Below are 17689 nucleotides of genomic sequence, written 5' to 3' on the forward strand. Positions count from 1 at the left end.
GAGCGGTAGTTCAGTTGGTTAGAATACCGGCCTGTCACGCCGGGGGTCGCGGGTTCGAGCCCCGTCCGCTCCGCCAAAGAATACGAGGGTTAGTGTGCCGCAGGCCACTAACCCTTTTCCTTTTGCATGCCAAGCTGGGCCGCTGTTTGCGAAGCCCTGCTGCTCGCGCAGCAGGGCTTTTGTTTGCGCGTGGCCCGGGTGGTGGCGCTCTGGCAGCTGGCCTATGACGGGCGGCATATGGGCAAAGCGATCGATGGGCGGCACACTTGCCCGCTGGAACGCCTGCCTGGATCGCGGGATCGCGCGCCTTCTCCGCCGCGAACCCCGGGGCGGGTCCGAGCAAGAGGAAGACTGATCATGCGACACTTTTTCATTCCCCTGGAGATCGCTTTGGCGGCCATGGCGGGCGCCGGCGCTATCGGAACGGCGCATGCCCAAACGGTGGAGCCGGGCCTGTGGGAAATCAAGTCCACCATGGACATGCCCAACATGGGGAACATGGCCGAGCAGATGCGCAAACACTTGGCACAATTGCCGCCTGAGGCGCGCAAGATGGCGGAGCAGCGGATGGCGAGCATGGGAATGGGGATAGGCCAGGACGGTGGCATGCGCGTGTGCTTCGGCCCGGAACAGGCTAGGCAGCCGATCAAGGAGGGGCAGAAAGAGGGCAACTGCACTTACACGCAGGTCAGCGCCGTGGGCAACACGTGGCGCGGCCGCATGGTGTGCACGGATCCCAAGAGCGAAGGCACCTTCACCACCACCATGCACAGTCAGCATCATTTCACGACGATGGCAGTGCTGAAGGACGAGCGGGGCGAAACGAAGATGACGAGCGACGCCCGCCGCATTTCAGCGGACTGCGGCGCCATCAAGCCGATCGGGAAGTAAAAGGGACGCCGCCGACGGGCGCCACACGGTCGGGATCGGATATTGCTGATGAGCTGGCGGACCTCGCACAGGGGCGTGTCCTTGCTACGGGAGAGCTTCATGCTCACCACAATAATCCTCATCATCCTCCTCTTGGCCCTCATCGGCGCTTTCCCCGCCTGGCCCCATGCGGCCAATTGGGGCTATGGCCCTTCGGGCATCATCGGCGTCATCCTGGTGGTATTGGTCGTCCTGCTCCTAATGGGGCGAATATAGGAACTGCATGACTGCAGTCGGCGAGCGTGGGCCGGGAAGGCTTGGCGGCCTAGCCCAGTCGCCGGGCCGCATCGAGGGCGAGACCGGTCCCGATGCTGCCGAATGCATCGCCCTGGACGTGACGCGCGGCCGGCAACAAGGCGACAATCCGCTGTCGCAGGAGGGGTACGCTGCTCGATCCGCCGGTGAAGAAAATCGTGTCGACGGCTTCGGGGCCGAGGCACGCATCGCGCATCAAGTCGCTGACGGTTCGCTCGATGCGCGCCACGAGGTGATCGATGGCCGCGTCGAGGTCGGCTTGTGAGACTTCGCATGCCAGCCCAGGTTCGAGGTTGGCGAGGTCCAGCGAGACAAGGCGGTTTTCTGCCAGGGCGATCTTGGCTTCTTCGATGCGGAAGGCCAAGCCATGCCCGGCCCGCTGTTCGACGAGCCGGAGCAGCCGCGCGATTTTTTGCTTTTCTGCTGACTCGTAATACAAGTCTTTCAGCATCGCCACGGATTTGCGGGCATAGACCTGGTTGATGGTATGCCACGAAGCCAGGTTGAAGTAGGGCGTCGAGGGCATGTCCTTGCCGGTCACCAGGCGGCTGCCCAAGCCGAGCAGCGGCATGGCGGTGCGCAGGTTCAGGTACTTGTCGAAATCGGTGCCGCCGATGTGTACGCCGCCGTTGGCCAGAATGTCGTCGCGCCGGTCTTCCCGTTCGCTGCGATCGGGGGCGAGCCGGATGAGCGTGAAGTCGGAGGTTCCCCCGCCGATGTCCACGACGAGCACCAGCTCTTCGCCCCGAATCTGCGATTCGTAGTCAAACGCTGCCGCCATCGGTTCATATTGGAACTCCACGTGGCGGAATCCCACCGCGCGTGCGATCTCGGCCAGCGTGGCCTGTGCCTTTGCATCGGCCGCTGCGTCGTCGTCGACGAAAAACACCGGGCGCCCGAAAATCGCGCGGTCGAAGGGCTGGCCCGCGGCGCGCTCCGCGCGATGCTTGATTTCCGCGATAAAGCGCGTGAGCAGGAGCCGGAAGGGAAGTGCGCGACCTTGCACTTCCGTATGGCCTTCCATGAGGGGCGTGCCGAGCAGGCTCTTGAGCGCGCGCATCAAGCGTCCGTCGTAGCCCTCGAGATAGTCCTGGATTGCTGCGCGTCCAAAACTGACCTCTTCGTCTTCGGCATGGAAGAACACCGCCGATGGCATCGTGGGTTTGCCTTCCTCGAGCAGGAGCAATGGCGAGGCGGCGCCAGGACGGCGCCAGCCGACGGTGGAGTTGGACGTCCCGAAATCGACGCCGCATGCGTTTGCGATCATGGTGGAAGGGGAAAAATGGGCAGCCGGCGCACGGCGTGGAGGGGAGCGCGCTCCCGGGGCGGGGATGTTAAAACATGCGAGGCGCCATTGTATGCGCAAGCGCGCCCGGCGCACTGGCGTGTGCCGCGTTCCGTCCCAAGACAGGAGTCATTGCATGGTTTCGAGATTGTTCGTGATGGCCGCTGCCGCCTCGTTTTTCCTCGCAGGATGCGCGGCGCCGCCCCGCGGGGAAGATGAAGCGCTGCGCCAGGCGGTCGGCAATCCCGCGCGTACGCCGGCCTTCGTCGCGCGCGATGCGGCGCGCAAGCCGTACGAGGTGCTGCGCTTTTTTGACATCCGGCCCGATGCCACGGTGGTCGAGATTTCTCCCGGCGGGGGCTACTGGACGGAAATCCTCGCTCCTTACCTGCGTGAACGTGGCGTTTATTACGCTGCCCAGTATCCCCGGGAGGGGAGCACCCGGCCTTATCACCGCGAGTACTACGACCGGTTCCGGGCCAAGCTGGACGCCGATCCCGCCACCTACGGCAAGGTCCGGGTGACGGCTTTCTCCAAGGGGTTCTACGACATCGCGCCCCCCGGGTCTGCGGATTTCGTGCTGACCTTCCGCAATCTGCATAACTGGATGAACGACGGCTATGCCGAAGAGGCACTCGCCGCGTTTTATCGCGCGCTCAAGCCGGGCGGCATCCTGGGCATGGAGGCGCATCGCGGTCGCAACGACAAGCCGCAGGACCCGCGCGCGGCCGACGGGTACGTGCGGCAGGACTATGCGATCCAGCTGGCTGAACGCGCGGGTTTCGTGTTCCTCGGTAGTTCGGAGATCCTAGCGAATCCGCGTGATACCAAGGATCACCCCGCGGGCGTCTGGACGCTTCCGCCGACCTTCCGCCTGGGTGACAAGGACCGGGAACGCTATGCGGCCATCGGGGAGGCCGACGGTTTCCTGTTGAAATTCCGCAAACCCTGAGCCGGGCTCAGGCCTTGGGCGTGGGCAGGCGCGCGTAGCAGTGCTTGCAGATGGCGGCGGCAGGATGGACGTACTTGCCGCAGCTGGGGCACGGCTTGCCGTATTTTTCGCGGGCGGCCGCGCGCGCTTTCGCGCGCTGGCGAATCTTGAAGAATATGGCGGCGCCGCATGCGACGACCACGAGTGCGATGAGAACAGCCATGCTTTTCCCGCTCTGTTGGCGGGATTGAGTATAGGTGCGAAATGTGATGCAAACCTTTCAAGATGTTTCCGCCGCACGTATTAGTCCGCCCGAGGGTCAGTCGACCCAGTATTTGCCCGCGACCATGGCGGCGCGCACCTCGGCCGGGATGGCGATGGGGCGCATGGTCCGCATGTCGATGAACACGAGCACCAGCCGCGCGCGCACGCGCACCGGGCCTTCTGGGTCGCGCCCGCGCAACTCGATGGCGACTTTCAACGAGGTACGGCCTATGCCTTCCAGCCGCAGCACGGCCGCCAATTCGTCGCCAAGCCGGGAGGGCGCGAGGAAATCCATCTGCAGGTTCACGGTGGGAAGGCCGATGCCCCGTTCGTCGTGCAGGAAGGCGAAGCCTGCGCCCAGGCCGTGTTTGAACCAGTGTTCGACGGTGTCGTTCAGCATTTCCGCATAGCGCGGATAGAAAACGATGCCGGCCGGATCGCAGTGCCTGAATCCGATCTCGATCGGCATGACGTGGGTGGCGAGCATGCAGTCGTCCTCGAAAAAATAGTTGCGGCATAGGCCGCATGGCTCGATTAAACCGCATGTGAGGGGGCTTCGCGGCCGCGGCGCGCTCGCACGCGGCGTTTTTCCACTCGACGGCGCCGCCCATCGGCCTCAGCGACCGCTGCGCAGGCACGCCAGGGCAGCCAGCGAAAGCAGCAGCGCTGCCACGCCGTACACCAGCAGGGCAGGTGTTCCGGGCAGCACCAGGCCGGCGATCAGCGGTCCCACTCCCGCGCCGATGTCGCGCCATACCGAACGCGCGGCCAGCGCCCGGATGCGCTCCGGGCCGGGATGGCGGCGTGCCACGATGGGCGCCAGCAGCGGAAGCTGCAGGGCGCGCAAGATGACGATGGCCAGGGCGCAGCTCCATAGCCAGCCTGCGCCAAAGCCCACGAGGGCGGTGGCCGTGACCAGCGACAGCACGACCAGCATGCGCTCGGCTCCGAGCCGGTCGGCGATGCGTCCGCCCAGCGGGCTGAGCAGGATTTCGGACAAATAGCGCAGCGCAAGCACCACTCCTGCGCCGAGCAGCGCCCACGCGGGCAATGCGTCCTGGGCGACCAGCGACAAACCGATGACGAACAATCCGTCCAGCGTCAGCCCTTCCATAAAGGACCAGGCGTCCAGGCTGCCCGGTCGTTGCAGGCGGCGGACGGGAGCCGGCGCGACTTCCGTGTGTTCCTGCGGCGGCAGCCGGCGCGCCGAAGGCAGGGCGCATAGCGCCAGGGCGGCCAGGATGAAAAAGATCGTCCGGGGGCCGGAAAGCTCCGCCAGCCAAGCACCTGCGGGCAGGGCGAGCATGGGGCCGGATGCGATGATGGCACGGGAGCGACCGGTGCGATGCGCGGCGCCGGCCAGGTTGGAGGTCGCCAGGGTCTGGGTGGACAGGTTCAGCGCCGCATACGAGAGCCCCCACAGCAGCCGCATGGCCAGGAGCGCCCAGAAGCCGGAAAGCGTTGCATAACCGAGGGCGCAGCAAGACGAGGCTAGCACGGCGAGCGTGCATATGAAGCGGTCGCCGCGCGAGGCATAGAGGCGCGCCACCCAGCTGTAGCCGGCGATGCGCACCAGGCGGTTGGCCGCGAGAAGGATGCCTGCCTGTGCGAGGCTCACGTCGAACTGGCCTGCGTGGGCAGGCAGGAGCAGGTACAGCACGGTATCGGCGGGCAATGAAAGGGAAAGCGCCGTCGAGGCGTCGCGTGAGTGACGATCGGTGGCAGTGGGTGTCGGATGTTTCATGGCCGCTATGGTGATGCGGCACCGTGTTCCCGACAAACGATTTAAACTCCGGCCATATGTGAGGAAATTGCACGTATGCGCCGTCTGCCCCCTTTGAATGCGGTGCGCGCTTTCGAGGCGGCCGCCCGTCACCTGAGTTTCACGCGCGCGGGCGAGGAGCTCGGCGTCACCCACGGTGCGGTCAGCCGCCAGGTGCGCCAGCTGGAGGAGTTCCTTGGGGCAGCGCTATTCGAACGCAAGACGCGGCAGATTGTGCTCACGGCGGCCGGTGCGCGCTTCTCTTTGCGGGGACGGCGCCTGCCCTGGCCCATATCGCGGCTGCCGCCCAGGCGATCACCGGTCGCTCGGCCCGCGTGGTGCGCATCAACGTGCGGCCGAGTTTCGCGGTGCGATGGCTGATCCCGCGTCTTCCCGATTTCGTGTCCCGGCACCCGGAGATCCGGCCCGAGGTCGTGACGAGCACGGCGGCGCCCGAGGACGTGATGGAGAGCTTCGACGTGGCGATCCGGCGCGGCAGCATTGGTTGGCCGTCCTCCATGGAGACCGACGCCTTTCTCGAAGACGAAGGTTTGCCGGTGGCATCGCCCGACCTGCTGCGAAGCCGGCCGATAAGCGATCCCGGCAGCCTGGCCGGGCACGTACTGCTCTATTCGAGGACGCGCCGCGACGACTGGGATGCGTGGTCCCGGCTCGCTGGCAAGGCACGTGTTCCGCACCAGCAGATGCTGCAATTCGACCACCTGCATTTCGTGATGCAGGCCGCCATAGACGGGCTGGGCGTTGCGTTGGCGCCGGTTTCCCTGCTGGGGCACGACCTGGACGACGGGCGCCTGGCGGCCCCGCTGCCACAGTGGCGCCTGCCCTTGAGCCGCTACTACTACGGGGTTTCGCCGGGCGCGGCTCCGGAGAGCCGGGCTTTCATTGACTGGCTCTCATCCACGGCCCGGGCCGAGATGCGGCTACCCCCGGGCTGAGAGCCCCCAGCTTCAGGTGGCCGCGCGTTCGACCTGGGTATCGATGTCGACGGTCGTGGACGTCATGAGCTTGTGCACCGGACAGCGGTCGGCGACGGCATGCAGTTCAGCCACCTGTTCGTCGCTTAGGTCGCCGCGCAACTGCAGGCGTACGGCGAGCCGGTACTGTCCGCGCCGCTCGTCTTTGTCGTCGCGCTCGATGTCGACCTCGACGCCTTCTAGCGGAATGTTCTTGCCTTTGGCGTAGATCATCAGGGTCAATGCCTTGCAACCCGCCAGTGCCGCGTCGAAATAATCGTGGGGCGTGGGGCCTTCGCCCTTGGGGGGAGGCAGGTCCAGCGGCAGCTCGCGGCCGGCGACGGTGATGAGATGGCGCTGGCTGCCCGGCGCTTCGGGTTGGACGTGTACGCTCATGATTGCTCCGTTGCAGGAGGGGACGAGAGGGGCGACTGCGGTGCTTCCCGGTAGGCTTGCCATGCATCGTGGCCGCCAAGCAGGGCCCAGGTGTTCGCGTATCCCGCCGCCCGCAGGCGGCTGGCGACCAGGGCAGCGGAAATCTCGTTGGGACAGGCGCAGTAGACGACGATGTCCGCATCGCGCGGACCGAGGTCGAGCTTATCGATCGCTGCGTTAGCGTCGATCGGAATGGCGCCCGGCAGCGGGTCTTCGGGTTGGGGCCGAACGTCGAGCAGGACGATCTTGCGGCCTGCGCGCTGCCAGGACAAGAGTTCGTCCAGCGTCAGCCGCGGGATGGCCTGCAAGTCGCGTACGACGCGCCAGCGCAGGAATACGCGGTAGGCGACATAGGCCGCAAGCAGCGTGGCGAGGAACAAGACGCTCATGCGGCCGTACTGCGTCAGGGCCTCAAGGATGTCTGCCACCAGCGGGTGGAACAGCACGCCCAGCAATACGGCCGAACCGGCCCAAATCAAGGCGCCAGTCACGTCGTAGCCGGCGAAAACGCGATAAGGCGCCCGCGTCAGCCCTGCCATGACCGTGGACAGTGCCCCGGCTCCCGGAAGGAATTTCGCGACCAGGAGCAGCCGCGGCCCGGCGGTCAGGTAGAGGCTTTGGGTTTGTCGTATGCAGGAGTCCTGGGAGAGCGAGACCCGGCATACGGTGCGCAGGAGCCTTGCACCGTAGCGCCGGCCCGCGAAGTACCAGGCGGTGTCTGCGATCAGGCAGGCGGCCACCGCGGCGGCCAGGACCAATGGCCACGACAGCTGCCCCTGGGCAGCCAGGGCGCCGGCCACGACCAGCAGCGGATAGGCCGGAATGGGGAGGCCACCCTGCTCCAACAACACGTTGGCGAAAATCAGCAATGCGCCGTGAAGTGCGAGCAGTGTGTGTAGGTCGGACATGGCAGCGTCCCCGCGGAAAATTCCCCTACGCTGGGAATTGGGGCGATTTCGGCCGAAACAAGCCCATGGAACGTAGGGTTTTTTTCCGGCGGTCCCGCGCCACGTTACCACACGGACTCGGGGGCGCGGCAGGCGCCGCGCCCCGTACAGGCTGGCGTTTAGTCAGCCGTGATGTTGGCGGCCCGCACGACTTGCGCCCAGCGGGCAGCATCCTTGGCCACCAATTCCCCGAACTCTGCCGGACTCGAGGTGGCGGGCACCATGCCTTGCGCCTCGAAAGCCCCGGCGGTGGCAGGGGATTTCAAGATACGGGTGATTTCGCGGTTCATCCGGTCGATGATGTCGCGCGGCGTGCCTTTGGGCGCGAAAACGCCGTACCACATGTCGACGTTGCCGCCTTGGATGCCGGCTTCCTCCAGCGTCGGCACGTCGGGCAATTGCTCCAGGCGTTTGGCGCTGCCGGTGGCGATGGCCTTGAGCTTGCCTGCCTTGATCTGCGGCAGCGCGACGTGGACCGGCAGGAACATGGCGTCGATGCGGCCCGCGAGGATATCGGTGACGGCGCCCGCCGTGCCTTTGTAGGGCACGTGCATCATTTCCGAGCCCGTTTGTTGCAGGAACAAGGCCATGGACAGGTGGTGGGGCGTGCCGACGCCCGGCGTGGCATACGTGAGCTTGCCCGGCTCGGCCTTGGCCGCGGCCACCAGTTCGGGCACGGTGTTGGGCTTGCGCGAGGCAGGCGACACCAGCAGCAGCGAGCCCCAGGAGGTTAGTGCCACCGGGTCGAAATCATTCACCGGGTCGTAGGGCAGCGACTTGTATAGGCTGCGATTCATGACCAGCGTGTTGACCTGGACCATGAAGGTATAGCCGTCAGGCGCCGCACGCGCCGCGCGCTCGCTACCGATGTTACCGCTGGCCCCGGCCTGGTTTTCGACGACCACGGCCTGGCCGAGCGTCTTGGGAAGCTGGCTGGAAAGATGGCGCGCGACGAGGTCTATGCCGGTACCGGGCGTGTAGGGGACGATGAAGGTGATGGGTCGTTCGGGCCAGGCGTAGGCGCTGGCGCACGAGCAGGCGAGCACGAGCGCGCCTGCGATACGCAGGGAGTGTTTCAGCATGACGTCTCCGGGGCCGGCAGGGCCGGTTATGGGTGGTAAGGATGTGCTTGTTTCTTGAAGTATGCTCAACGATATATGGATAAAGAAAATGAATTCTCGTTATGAACCATATCATCGCGGATATGGATAGCCCTCAGCGCACGCCATGGATTGGACGCATCGACTGAGGCTGCGCAATCTCCAGATGCTGCTCAGCCTTGCGCAAACTCGCAACATCAGCCATTCGGCGGTCGCGCTCAACACCACCCAGCCGGCCCTGTCCAAATGGCTGCGTGAACTGGAAGAAGACATCGGCCTGCCGCTGTTCGAACGGCATGCGCGCGGGCTTCGGCCAACGCCGTACGGCGAAGCCCTGATCGCCCATGCCCGCCGCATCGAAAGCCAGCTGAACCGTGCGCAAAGCGACATGGAGGCCATGCGGCAGGGAGGCAGCGGGCAGGTGTTGGTCGGCACCTCCGGCGCGTCGGCCCCAGACACCGTGCCGCTCGCCATGCTGTCTTTGCTCCGGCGCATGCCGGACGCCCGCATCAAGATGGTGGAAAGCACCATGGACCTCCTCATCGAGCAGTTGGCCCGGGGCGAGCTGGACATCGTGGTGGGGCGCTCGGCGCCCGAACTGCATGATCCGGCCATCCGTTCCGAGGTTTTGTACTTGGAGCCCATGCACTTCGTCGCGCGGCCGCAGCATCCGCTATTCGAGCGAAAGGAGGTCACCTGGGACGACGTGCTGGAGTATCGCTGGATACTCTGGCCCAAGGGCACGCCGATACGGACGGCGCTGGATGCCGCCCTGGCGTCGGTCGGCCGCGACCTTCCTGCGGACTATGTGGAGTCGAACTCGGCGACCGTGAACGTGACGCTGCTGGCCCATAGCGACATGGTGAGCGTCGCCTCGCATCGTGCCGCCCTCAGGCTGGTGCACATGAATGCCGTGCGCATCGTGCCGCTGCGCCTGTCGGCGTTCGGTTCGGTGGCCATGTATTGGCGCAACGACGCGCTGCAGCCGGCTGCCGTGGGGCTGGCGCTGCAGTGCCTGCGGGACGTGGTCAGGGAACAGGCCGGCGATCGGTGACATGCGGCCGGCGGCTAGGGCGCGTGGGCCGGCCGCGCGAGGCCTGGATGCAAGAACGGCGCCGTGAAGGCGCCGTTCTGACTCGGCCAAGAGACCGGGAAATCAGTCCTCGGTTTTTTCCTTTTCCTTCTCTTTCTCTTTTTTCTTCTCTTCCTTGACGCGGTAGACCAGCACCGCTACGTGGGCCAGCGACAGCACCTTGGCCGTGACGCTGCCCAGCAGCAGGCGCGAGAGGCCGCTGCGCCCGTGGCTGCCGATGAAGATGAGGTCGCAGCCGGTCTCGGCCGCAGCCTGGACGATGCCGTCGGCCACGTTGAAATTGGACACCGACAGCGCCGTGCTCTTGACGCCCGCCGTGTCGGCGCGGCTGGTGACGGCATCGAGGTATTTTGCGGCTTGCTCGGCCGACGCCTTTTCATAGGCATCGTCGGTGATCGCATACGCGGCGGCCATGCCGTCGAAGCCTATGGTGGCGGCAAAGGGCTGGGTCACGTGCAGGGCCACGATTTCCGCGTTGACCGACCGCGCAAAGCTGACGCCCGCGTTGGCGGCCTGGGCGGACAGCGGCGAGCCATCGGTGGGGATCAGGATTTTCTTGAACATGGCGTGTGCTCCTTGAAGATCACGAAGATGACCGCTGGAACCCCGGCTCGGCGGCGCGGCCGTTGTTATCGATGAATGCAGTACACCATATATCGGGCCGGGATGTCTTGATCGGCATCAAGCGAGTGTCCTGCGCAGGAATGCCGAGATGTCGGCCACTTCCGGCGCGCACACGGAGTGCGGCATCGGATAGGCGTGCCATTCCACCTCGTAGCCGAGTCGTTCAAGTGTATCGCGCGAAGCAATTGCCCTGTCCATCGCGACGATGGGATCTGCCGTGCCGTGGCCCATGAAGATGGGCGTGCGTGCATTGGCGGGATGGCGCTCGGCAGCGAAGCTGGCCGCCAGAGGCAAATAGCCCGAGAGCGCGACGAGGCCGGCCAGCCTTGCCGCATGGCGCAGCCCAGTGTGCAGCGTCATCGCGCAGCCTTGCGAGAATCCGGCCAGCACGATGTGTTCGGTCGGGATCCCCCTCTCATTCTCGCGTGCGAGGAGGTGTTCGATGCGGCGCTGGGAGGCCCGGATGCCCGCTTCGTCTTCGCGGCGGACGAGATCGCTGACGATGATGTCGTACCAAGCGCGCATGGCCATGCCGCCGTTGATGGTGACCGGCTGCACGGGGGCATGCGGAAAGACGAAGCGGATGGGCGGCAGGCCGCTCAAGTCCAGCTCGGGGACGATGGGCTCGAAGTCATGGCCGTCCGCGCCCAAGCCGTGCAGCCAGATCACGGCGCGGGTCGGATTCGGTCCGGTTTCGACCTCGACGCATTCGAGCAAGGTATCGCTCATGGGGCATTCTCCGGGAGGCGGGGGGCGTCAAGTGGCGCTGCGGATCGCGGCCTTGGGGCGGAACGCCTTGCACACCGACTCGTTGGTCTCGATGTACGGACCGCCGATGAGCTGGATGCAATACGGTACGGCAGCGAAGATGCCGGGCACTTGCAGGGTTCCGTCGGTGTTCCTCAGCCCTTCGAGGGTTTCGCGTATGGCCTTGGGCTGGCCGGGAAGATTGATGATGAGCGCGGCGCCGTCTTCGGCCGACGTGCCGCGTTCCCGGATCACGGCCACTTGGCGGGACAGGATGGCAGTGGGCACGAAGCGCAGCGAGATCTGGCGCATCTGTTCGCCGAAGCCGGGCATTTCCTTGGTCGCCACCGCGAGCGTGGCTTCGGGCGTAACGTCGCGCCGCGCTGGCCCCGTGCCGCCCGTGGTCAGGATCAGGTCGCACCCGAGTTCATCGCACAATTCGACCAGCGTGGCAGAGATCGTATCGGCGTCGTCCGCGATCAGCCGCTCGGCATACTGGACCGGCGTGCGCAGTGCGCCGTCCAGCCACGTCTTGAGCGCGGGGATGCCCTCGTCGGCATAAACCCCAGCGGAGGCGCGATCGCTGATGGATACCAGGCCGCATAGCAATTCGTCGGGATGATTGCGCGCCAGGCGCTTGGCAGAAGTCGTCATGGCTGAATTCCTTCAGGCAGCGTGTCTGTCATCGGTTATTCGTCGTCCGCATCGCCGGGCGCCGGGGTTGCCCCGGCCTGCGCCTGCAGGCGCTTGATTTCCTGGAACAGCGCCCGGTAGTGCTTGCGCTGCGGCTCGCGGCCGGGCAGCAACGCAGCGTTGGCGGCCCGTTCCTTGCGCGCCGCGCGTATCAAGGCGCGCAGCGGCTGCGCTTCGGCGTGGGGATACAGGTTCATGAAGGCGGTGAAGTGCTCGTCATCGTCGATGAGGCGGTCGCGCCACAGCTCGAGCTGGTGGAAAGCCGCGATCTGTTCCATCGAATCGCCGTCCCACTCGGCCAGTTTGGCCTGGATCGGCTCCACGTGCGCTTCGCGCATCAACTTGCCCACGTATTGCAGCTGGCGCCGCTTGCCTTCGTGCGAGGTGATGCACTGGGCCTCGCGTATGGCGTCGTAAAGCCGCTCGGCCAGCGGCAGTTGCCGGAGCTTGGCGTCGGGCAGTGCGACCAGCCGTTCTCCGAGTTCTTGCAGCGCTGCCATTTGTCGCTTGAGCTGCGATTTGCTGGGTCGCCGATCGTCCTCTTGACCGGCTTCTTGGTCGGCCGCGAGGGGCGAAGCGAAATATTTGGAACGAGACATAAGCGTAAAGAGTTGCGCCGGGGCGAGGCGCCGGCAGCGCTTGGGGGATCCATTATCATAAAGCCTCGCCGTCCTCCGGACCGCCTAATCCCTATCGAAATCATCCATGGCCATTTCCCGTCCCCGCAAGCAATCGTCGTCCACCGCTGCCGTTCGTCCCGCGCTCGCAGACCGAGCCACGTTCCGCCAGTTGATCGAGCGAGTGCTGGAGGAAGCGAAGCGGGCGGGCGCGACCGATGCCGCAGCGGAGGTCTCGGAGAGCCAGGGGCTGGCCGTCACGGTCCGCAAGCGCTCGCTGGAGACGGTCGAACAGACGCGGGATCGCTCGTTGGACATCACCGTATACGTGGGGCAGCGCCGCGGGTCGGCCTCCACCTCGGATTTCTCCGACCAAGCCTTGCGCGATACCGTGCAGGCCGCCTATCACATCGCCCGGCATACCGCCGAGGATCCGGCCGCAGGCCTGCCCGAAGCCGACCTCTTGGCGACCGAATTCCCCGACCTGGACCTCTACCATCCCTGGCCGCTGTCGCCCGAGGAAGCCGCCGAACTGGCCTTGCAGGCCGAGGACGCCGCACTGTCCACCGACAAACGCATCACCAACTCGGACGGTGCATCGGTCTCGTCCTATGAAGGTCACTTCGTCATGGGGAACACGCGCGGATTCCTGGGCGGCTACCCCTATTCGCGCCATTCGCTGTCGGTTTCTCCCATCGCGGGCCGCGGCGACAACATGCAGCGCGACGATTGGTACACCAGCGACCGGAACTGGCGCAAGCTGGCCGACCCGGCGCAGGTCGGCCGCTATGCCGCGGAGCGGGCCCTGTCCCGCCTGTCCGCCCGCCGCATTCCCACGGGCCGGTATCCCGTGCTGTTCGAGGCGCCCCTTGCGTGCGGGCTGCTGGGTTCGCTCACTCAGGCGTTGAGCGGCGGCGCGCTCTATCGCAAATCGAGTTTCCTCGTCGATAGCCTGGGGCGGCAGGTTTTCCCCGAGCACATCGACGTGCTCGAAGACCCATTCATCCGGGGCGCCCAGGGCAGCGCCGCGTTCGACGACGAAGGCGTGCGCACGCAGGCGCGCAAGGTGGTCGAGGCCGGCGTCATCCAAGGCTATTTCCTCTCCAGCTATACCGCGCGCAAACTGGGCATGGTCACCACAGGGAACGCTGGGGGGTCGCACAACCTGATCCTCACTTCGCGCCATACCCGCCCGTCGGACGATTTTCGCGAAATGCTGCGCAAGCTCGGCACGGGATTGCTCGTCACAGAGCTGATCGGGCAAGGCATCAATTACGTCACCGGCGATTATTCGCGTGGTGCATTCGGATACTGGGTAGAAAACGGCGAGATCCAGCACGCCGTCCAAGAGATCACCATCGCCGGCAACCTGCGGGATATGTTCGGCAGCGTAGCTGCCGTGGGCGCGGACACCTTGACCCGCGGCACCAAGACCACCGGATCGATCCTGTTGCCGGAAATGTCGATCGCCGGCCTCTAGGTTCGCCTGCGGGCGGCGGGCACGCCGGCTGCTGAGGCAAGGGGTGGCACAAGCGGCCCGGCGTGCGCGCCGGCCATAGGGGGCATCCATGAAGTCAGCGGCAGTGCATCGGATCGTGATCGCGGGCGGTGGCGCGGGAGGGCTGGAATTGGCAGTTCGCCTGGGCAAGCGCCACGGCCCCGAGCATGTCACCCTTGTCGACGCGGCGCCCTTTCATATCTGGAAGCCGTCGTTGCACGAGGTTGCCGCCGGCACGGTGGACATCCATCGCGACGGGTTGTCTTATGCCATGCTCGCGCATGACAACGGCTTTCGCTTCGTCCTGGGCGAAATCGTCTCGGTCGACCGCCAGGCGAAGGAACTGCGCGTGGCCGCGCTGCGCGATGCCGAAGGCGAGGTCATCCTGCCCGAACGCGCCATCCCCTATGAAACACTCGTGCTCGCGGTTGGCAGCCTAGGCAATTTCTTCAACACCCCCGGCGCCGACCAGCATGCGATCTCGTTGGACACGACCGAGGCCGCCGAACGTTTCCGCCTCGAACTGCTCAAGGCCATGGCCCGGGCGTCTGCCCGCACCGACACGATCACGCCTGGGGTGGTGAACGTCGTGATCGTCGGCGGCGGCGCGACTGGCGTCGAGCTGGCTGCGGAGCTGCACGAGGCCGGACGCACGATCTCCGCGTATGGGTTGCCGGGCATGACGCCGGACAAGCTGCGCATCACCCTCATCGAAGGCGGGCCCCGCATCCTCGGGCCGCTGCCCGAGCGGGTGGCGCGGGCGGCCGAAGCGCTGCTGGTCGAGCGCGGCGTACAGGTCGTGGCCGATTGCCGGGTATCGGAGGTCAGGCCGGATGCCGTGGTCGCGCAGGACCATGTGTTCGAAGCAGACCTGTGCGTCTGGGCGGCCGGCATCAAGGCGCCTTCGCTGATCAGTTCTTTGGGGCTCGAGATGAACCCCATGCAGCAGGTCAAGGTGGACGAGACGCTGCGCACCTCCGATGAAAACATCTACGCCATGGGCGACTGCGCCGCCGCGCCGTGGCTGGGAACGGACAAGACGGTGCCGGCCCGGGCCCAGGCCGCGCACCAGCAGGCCTCCTATCTGGTCCCGCTCCTGTCGGCCCGCATGCGTGGGGAAGTGCCGCCGGCGCAGCCTTTCCGTTTCCGGGATTTCGGGTCGCTCGTCTCGATCGGGCACGGCGAAGGCGTGGGCAGCCTGATGGGCAGCCTCACTGGCCGCAAGCTCTTGGTCGAGGGGTGGATGGCCCGGCTGATGTACGCCGTCACCCACTGGTCTCACTACGCGGCAGTGCTGGGCCTGTGGGGCGCGACCGTGCGTTCCCTGAGCCGGGCGCTGAGCCGTCGCTCACAGCCTCGCGTCAAGCTGCATTAGCGGGGCGGCGCGGCGAGCTGCGAAAAGCCCCCCTGGTCGGGGGTGCGCCGGGTGCGCCATGAAGGCGCGGCCTACAATGGGCTCGCCATCCACCCTCACGGACTCCAGCATGGAACGACACGCCGCATCGCGCGGGCACCCGGGCCCGCTCAACCTCATCACGGACGTCGAAGGATTGCGCGTCGGGCAGGCCGATGATGCGCAGGCCTGCACCGGCGTGACAGTCATTCTTCCTGACGACCGGGTTGCCGCGGCCGTCGATGTCAGGGGAGGCGGGCCGGGGACGCGGGACACCGACGCGCTCGGTGCATCCTGCCTCGTCCGCTCTGTCGACGCAGTGGTCCTGTCGGGCGGATCGGTGTACGGACTGGCCGCCGGAGACGGCGTGGCCGCTTGGTTGGGGGCGCGGGACCGTGGCTTTACGCTGTTGCGCCAGCCAGGCGTTCCGCCATCGCCCATCGTGCCGACAGCGGTGCTTTACGACTTGGCCAACGGCGGGGACAAGCGCTGGGGCGAGACACCCCCGTACCGGGAACTCGCGCTACGGGCGGCCACTCATGCGGACAAGCACTTCCCGCTGGGAACCTGTGGCGCGGGTTTCGGGGCGGCGGCGGGTGCGCTCAAGGGCGGGCTGGGCTCGGCGTCCTACGTCACCCATGACGGCATGACCGTGGGGGCCATCGTCGCCTGCAACAGTTTCGGCTCCGTGGTGGCGCCCGGCGGCAAGCGTTTTTGGGCCGGCGCATTCGAGATTGGCGAGGAGTTCGGCGGATTGGGGCCGGCTGACGCGCGCGCCGAGGGCGAGAACTGGGAATGGGCCAAGCTCGACCCCCGGCCTCTGGGCAATACCACCATCGCCTGCATCGCGACCGATGTCGCCCTGGCGCCGGATGAGTTGCAGCGGGTGGCGACCATGGCCCAAGACGGCATGGCGCGGGCCATCCGCCCCATCCACGCCCCGTTCGACGGCGACACCGTGTTCGCGATTTCCACTGCCCGGCGCGAGGCGCCTGCGATGGACGGTCCGGTCGACCCCCGGCCTTTCATCGTATGTCGCCTGGGCGCGCTGGCCGCAGACGTGCTGGCGCGCGCCATCGCGCGTGGCGTTTACAGCGCCGCGACGCCCGCCGGCATGCGCGAGCGGGCCTGGGCGAGCCTATAAAGAAGGTGTGCGCGCCCTGGTGGCCGGCGCCGGCTTTCCCGCCTCAACCTGCCACGGGGCGGGCAGGTTCTTCCCGGACCCACGTCCCGGACTTCCCGCCGCGCTTCTCCAACAGCCGCACGTTGCCCATCACCATGCCGCGGTCGGCCGCCTTGCACATGTCGTAGATGGTCAGCAGGGCCACCTGCACGGCGGTGAGGGCTTCCATTTCTACGCCGGTGCCGCCCACGGTTTCAGCCCGCACGGTGCAATGCACGGCATGCGCGGCTTCGTCGAGTTCGAAGTCGCACGCGACGTGGGTCAGCGGAATGGGGTGGCACAGCGGGATCAGGTCCGAGGTTTTCTTGGCCGCCATGATGGCCGCGATGCGCGCGATGCCCAGGACATCGCCCTTCTTGGCGCTGCCGTCGCGGATCAAGGCGAGCGTAGTGGGTTGCATGGATATGGTGCCGCCTGCGATGGCCACGCGGGCCGTTGCAGGCTTGGCGCCGACATCCACCATGTGGGCCTGTCCGGCCGCGTCGAAATGGGTCAGGGGGGACTGGGCCATGGTCATTCTCCGGTTGCGACGGGCGAGTCGGGCCGGCTGCACCATTCGCTCCACGATCCCGGATACAGCGCGGCACCCGCCAGGCCAGCCACTTCCATGCCAAGCAGGTTGTGGCAGGCCGTCACGCCCGAGCCGCACTGGCTGATGGCGCGTTCGGCCGGGGTGTTTCCAAGCAGCGCGCTGAACTCGGCCCGCAGCTGCGCCGCGCTCTTGAAGCGGCCGTCTGGTTGCAGGTTGTCGCGGAAGAAACGGTTGATCGCGCCGGGTATGTGTCCGCCCATGGGGTCGAGGGTTTCGTTTTCGCCGCGGAAGCGATCGGGAGATCGGGCGTCTATCACCGGGCGCGGATCGCGCGATGCGAGATTGGCGAGCATGTCTTCGTATGCCACGGTTTTCACGAGCGGCGCGCGCAGCGTGAAGGCGCCCGGCCGCCGTGCGGCGGGCGGC

Annotated in this window: 22 protein-coding genes; 9 read left to right on the forward strand and 13 right to left on the reverse strand. The window is 66.4% G+C overall.

Features of this window, described 5'->3' with window-relative positions; all coding sequences use genetic code 11:
* Positions 1 to 357 precede the first annotated feature (357 nt).
* Positions 358 to 891 carry a DUF3617 domain-containing protein gene (locus tag Q0319_RS13305; protein ID WP_299453265.1) on the forward strand — a complete coding sequence of 178 codons (534 nt, stop codon included), beginning with the start codon at positions 358 to 360 and terminating at the stop codon, positions 889 to 891.
* A gap of 99 nt (positions 892 to 990) precedes the next feature.
* Positions 991 to 1146 carry a DUF3309 family protein gene (locus Q0319_RS13310; RefSeq protein WP_296468878.1) on the forward strand — a complete coding sequence of 52 codons (156 nt, stop codon included), beginning with the start codon at positions 991 to 993 and terminating at the stop codon, positions 1144 to 1146.
* A 49-nt stretch (positions 1147 to 1195) separates the two neighbouring features.
* Here Q0319_RS13310 and Q0319_RS13315 read toward each other — a convergent pair whose 3' ends face one another.
* Positions 1196 to 2452 (reverse strand): Hsp70 family protein, encoded by a 1257-nt coding sequence (locus tag Q0319_RS13315; RefSeq protein WP_299453269.1) that lies wholly within the window; start codon positions 2450 to 2452, stop codon positions 1196 to 1198.
* A gap of 154 nt (positions 2453 to 2606) precedes the next feature.
* Between Q0319_RS13315 and Q0319_RS13320 the strand changes: the two genes are divergently transcribed.
* Entirely contained in the window at positions 2607 to 3422 is an 816-nt protein-coding gene (locus Q0319_RS13320) for a methyltransferase (RefSeq protein ID WP_296468860.1), read from the forward strand.
* A gap of 7 nt (positions 3423 to 3429) precedes the next feature.
* Here the strand turns inward: Q0319_RS13320 and Q0319_RS13325 are convergent, their stop codons facing one another.
* The 3 genes from Q0319_RS13325 to Q0319_RS13335 form a co-directional block, all read right to left on the reverse strand.
* Positions 3430 to 3624, reverse strand: coding sequence for a hypothetical protein (locus tag Q0319_RS13325; RefSeq protein WP_296468862.1), 195 nt, complete (start codon positions 3622 to 3624; stop codon positions 3430 to 3432).
* Positions 3625 to 3720: 96 nt separating this feature from the next.
* The gene (locus Q0319_RS13330; protein ID WP_296468864.1) at positions 3721 to 4152 is read right to left on the reverse strand and encodes a thioesterase family protein; all 432 of its coding nucleotides are present in this window, start codon (positions 4150 to 4152) and stop codon (positions 3721 to 3723) included.
* Positions 4153 to 4281: 129 nt separating this feature from the next.
* Entirely contained in the window at positions 4282 to 5409 is a 1128-nt protein-coding gene (locus Q0319_RS13335) for an MFS transporter (protein WP_296468867.1), read from the reverse strand.
* Between the two features lie 75 nt (positions 5410 to 5484).
* Between Q0319_RS13335 and Q0319_RS19365 the strand changes: the two genes are divergently transcribed.
* Positions 5485 to 5808 (forward strand): LysR family transcriptional regulator, encoded by a 324-nt coding sequence (locus Q0319_RS19365; protein WP_363322280.1) that lies wholly within the window; start codon positions 5485 to 5487, stop codon positions 5806 to 5808.
* Positions 5763 to 6383 carry a LysR substrate-binding domain-containing protein gene (locus tag Q0319_RS13340; protein ID WP_363322281.1) on the forward strand — a complete coding sequence of 207 codons (621 nt, stop codon included), beginning with the start codon at positions 5763 to 5765 and terminating at the stop codon, positions 6381 to 6383. The genes Q0319_RS19365 and Q0319_RS13340 overlap by 46 nt, the downstream gene beginning before the upstream one ends.
* Positions 6384 to 6395: 12 nt before the next feature.
* On the opposite strand, the gene Q0319_RS13345 is transcribed toward Q0319_RS13340, so the two are convergent.
* The 3 genes from Q0319_RS13345 to Q0319_RS13355 all read right to left on the reverse strand — a co-directional run bounded on the left by Q0319_RS13345 (position 6396) and on the right by Q0319_RS13355 (position 8865).
* Positions 6396 to 6797: an OsmC family protein gene (locus tag Q0319_RS13345; protein WP_296468871.1), complete on the reverse strand. Its 402-nt coding sequence runs from the start codon at positions 6795 to 6797 to the stop codon at positions 6396 to 6398.
* Entirely contained in the window at positions 6794 to 7744 is a 951-nt protein-coding gene (locus tag Q0319_RS13350) for a VTT domain-containing protein (RefSeq protein WP_299453276.1), read from the reverse strand. The genes Q0319_RS13345 and Q0319_RS13350 overlap by 4 nt, the downstream gene beginning before the upstream one ends.
* 158 nt (positions 7745 to 7902) lie before the next feature.
* A complete protein-coding gene (locus tag Q0319_RS13355; protein ID WP_299453278.1) occupies positions 7903 to 8865 on the reverse strand; it encodes a tripartite tricarboxylate transporter substrate binding protein in 963 nt (320 codons plus the stop codon).
* A 145-nt stretch (positions 8866 to 9010) separates the two neighbouring features.
* Here Q0319_RS13355 and Q0319_RS13360 point away from each other — a divergent pair, with 145 nt between their 5' ends.
* A complete protein-coding gene (locus Q0319_RS13360) occupies positions 9011 to 9937 on the forward strand; it encodes a LysR substrate-binding domain-containing protein (protein WP_296468877.1) in 927 nt (308 codons plus the stop codon).
* Positions 9938 to 10039: 102 nt separating this feature from the next.
* On the opposite strand, the gene Q0319_RS13365 is transcribed toward Q0319_RS13360, so the two are convergent.
* The 4 genes from Q0319_RS13365 to yjgA all read right to left on the reverse strand — a co-directional run bounded on the left by Q0319_RS13365 (position 10040) and on the right by yjgA (position 12639).
* A complete protein-coding gene (locus tag Q0319_RS13365) occupies positions 10040 to 10540 on the reverse strand; it encodes a universal stress protein (RefSeq protein ID WP_299453280.1) in 501 nt (166 codons plus the stop codon).
* A 117-nt stretch (positions 10541 to 10657) separates the two neighbouring features.
* Positions 10658 to 11329, reverse strand: coding sequence for a dienelactone hydrolase family protein (locus Q0319_RS13370; RefSeq protein WP_299453282.1), 672 nt, complete (start codon positions 11327 to 11329; stop codon positions 10658 to 10660).
* 27 nt (positions 11330 to 11356) lie between these two features.
* A complete protein-coding gene (gene mog / locus Q0319_RS13375) occupies positions 11357 to 12001 on the reverse strand; it encodes a molybdopterin adenylyltransferase (RefSeq protein ID WP_296469730.1) in 645 nt (214 codons plus the stop codon).
* A gap of 35 nt (positions 12002 to 12036) precedes the next feature.
* A complete protein-coding gene (gene yjgA, locus Q0319_RS13380; protein ID WP_299453286.1) occupies positions 12037 to 12639 on the reverse strand; it encodes a ribosome biogenesis factor YjgA in 603 nt (200 codons plus the stop codon).
* 106 nt (positions 12640 to 12745) lie between these two features.
* Between yjgA and pmbA the strand changes: the two genes are divergently transcribed.
* From pmbA to Q0319_RS13395, 3 genes are all read left to right on the forward strand, one after another.
* Positions 12746 to 14137, forward strand: a complete 1392-nt coding sequence (gene pmbA / locus Q0319_RS13385; RefSeq protein ID WP_299453289.1) for a metalloprotease PmbA — start codon at positions 12746 to 12748, stop codon at positions 14135 to 14137.
* An 88-nt stretch (positions 14138 to 14225) separates the two neighbouring features.
* Positions 14226 to 15530, forward strand: coding sequence for an FAD-dependent oxidoreductase (locus tag Q0319_RS13390; RefSeq protein WP_299453292.1), 1305 nt, complete (start codon positions 14226 to 14228; stop codon positions 15528 to 15530).
* Positions 15531 to 15639: 109 nt separating this feature from the next.
* A complete protein-coding gene (locus Q0319_RS13395; protein WP_299453295.1) occupies positions 15640 to 16692 on the forward strand; it encodes a P1 family peptidase in 1053 nt (350 codons plus the stop codon).
* A 43-nt stretch (positions 16693 to 16735) separates the two neighbouring features.
* Here the strand turns inward: Q0319_RS13395 and moaC are convergent, their stop codons facing one another.
* Positions 16736 to 17242 (reverse strand): cyclic pyranopterin monophosphate synthase MoaC, encoded by a 507-nt coding sequence (gene moaC / locus Q0319_RS13400; protein WP_296467829.1) that lies wholly within the window; start codon positions 17240 to 17242, stop codon positions 16736 to 16738.
* A 2-nt stretch (positions 17243 to 17244) separates the two neighbouring features.
* The coding region (locus Q0319_RS13405) for a rhodanese-like domain-containing protein (RefSeq protein ID WP_299453299.1) at positions 17245 to 17689 on the reverse strand (445 nt) is incomplete at its 5' end.

Source organism: uncultured Pigmentiphaga sp. (genome assembly GCF_937950555.1).
GTDB lineage: Bacteria > Pseudomonadota > Gammaproteobacteria > Burkholderiales > Burkholderiaceae_B > Pigmentiphaga.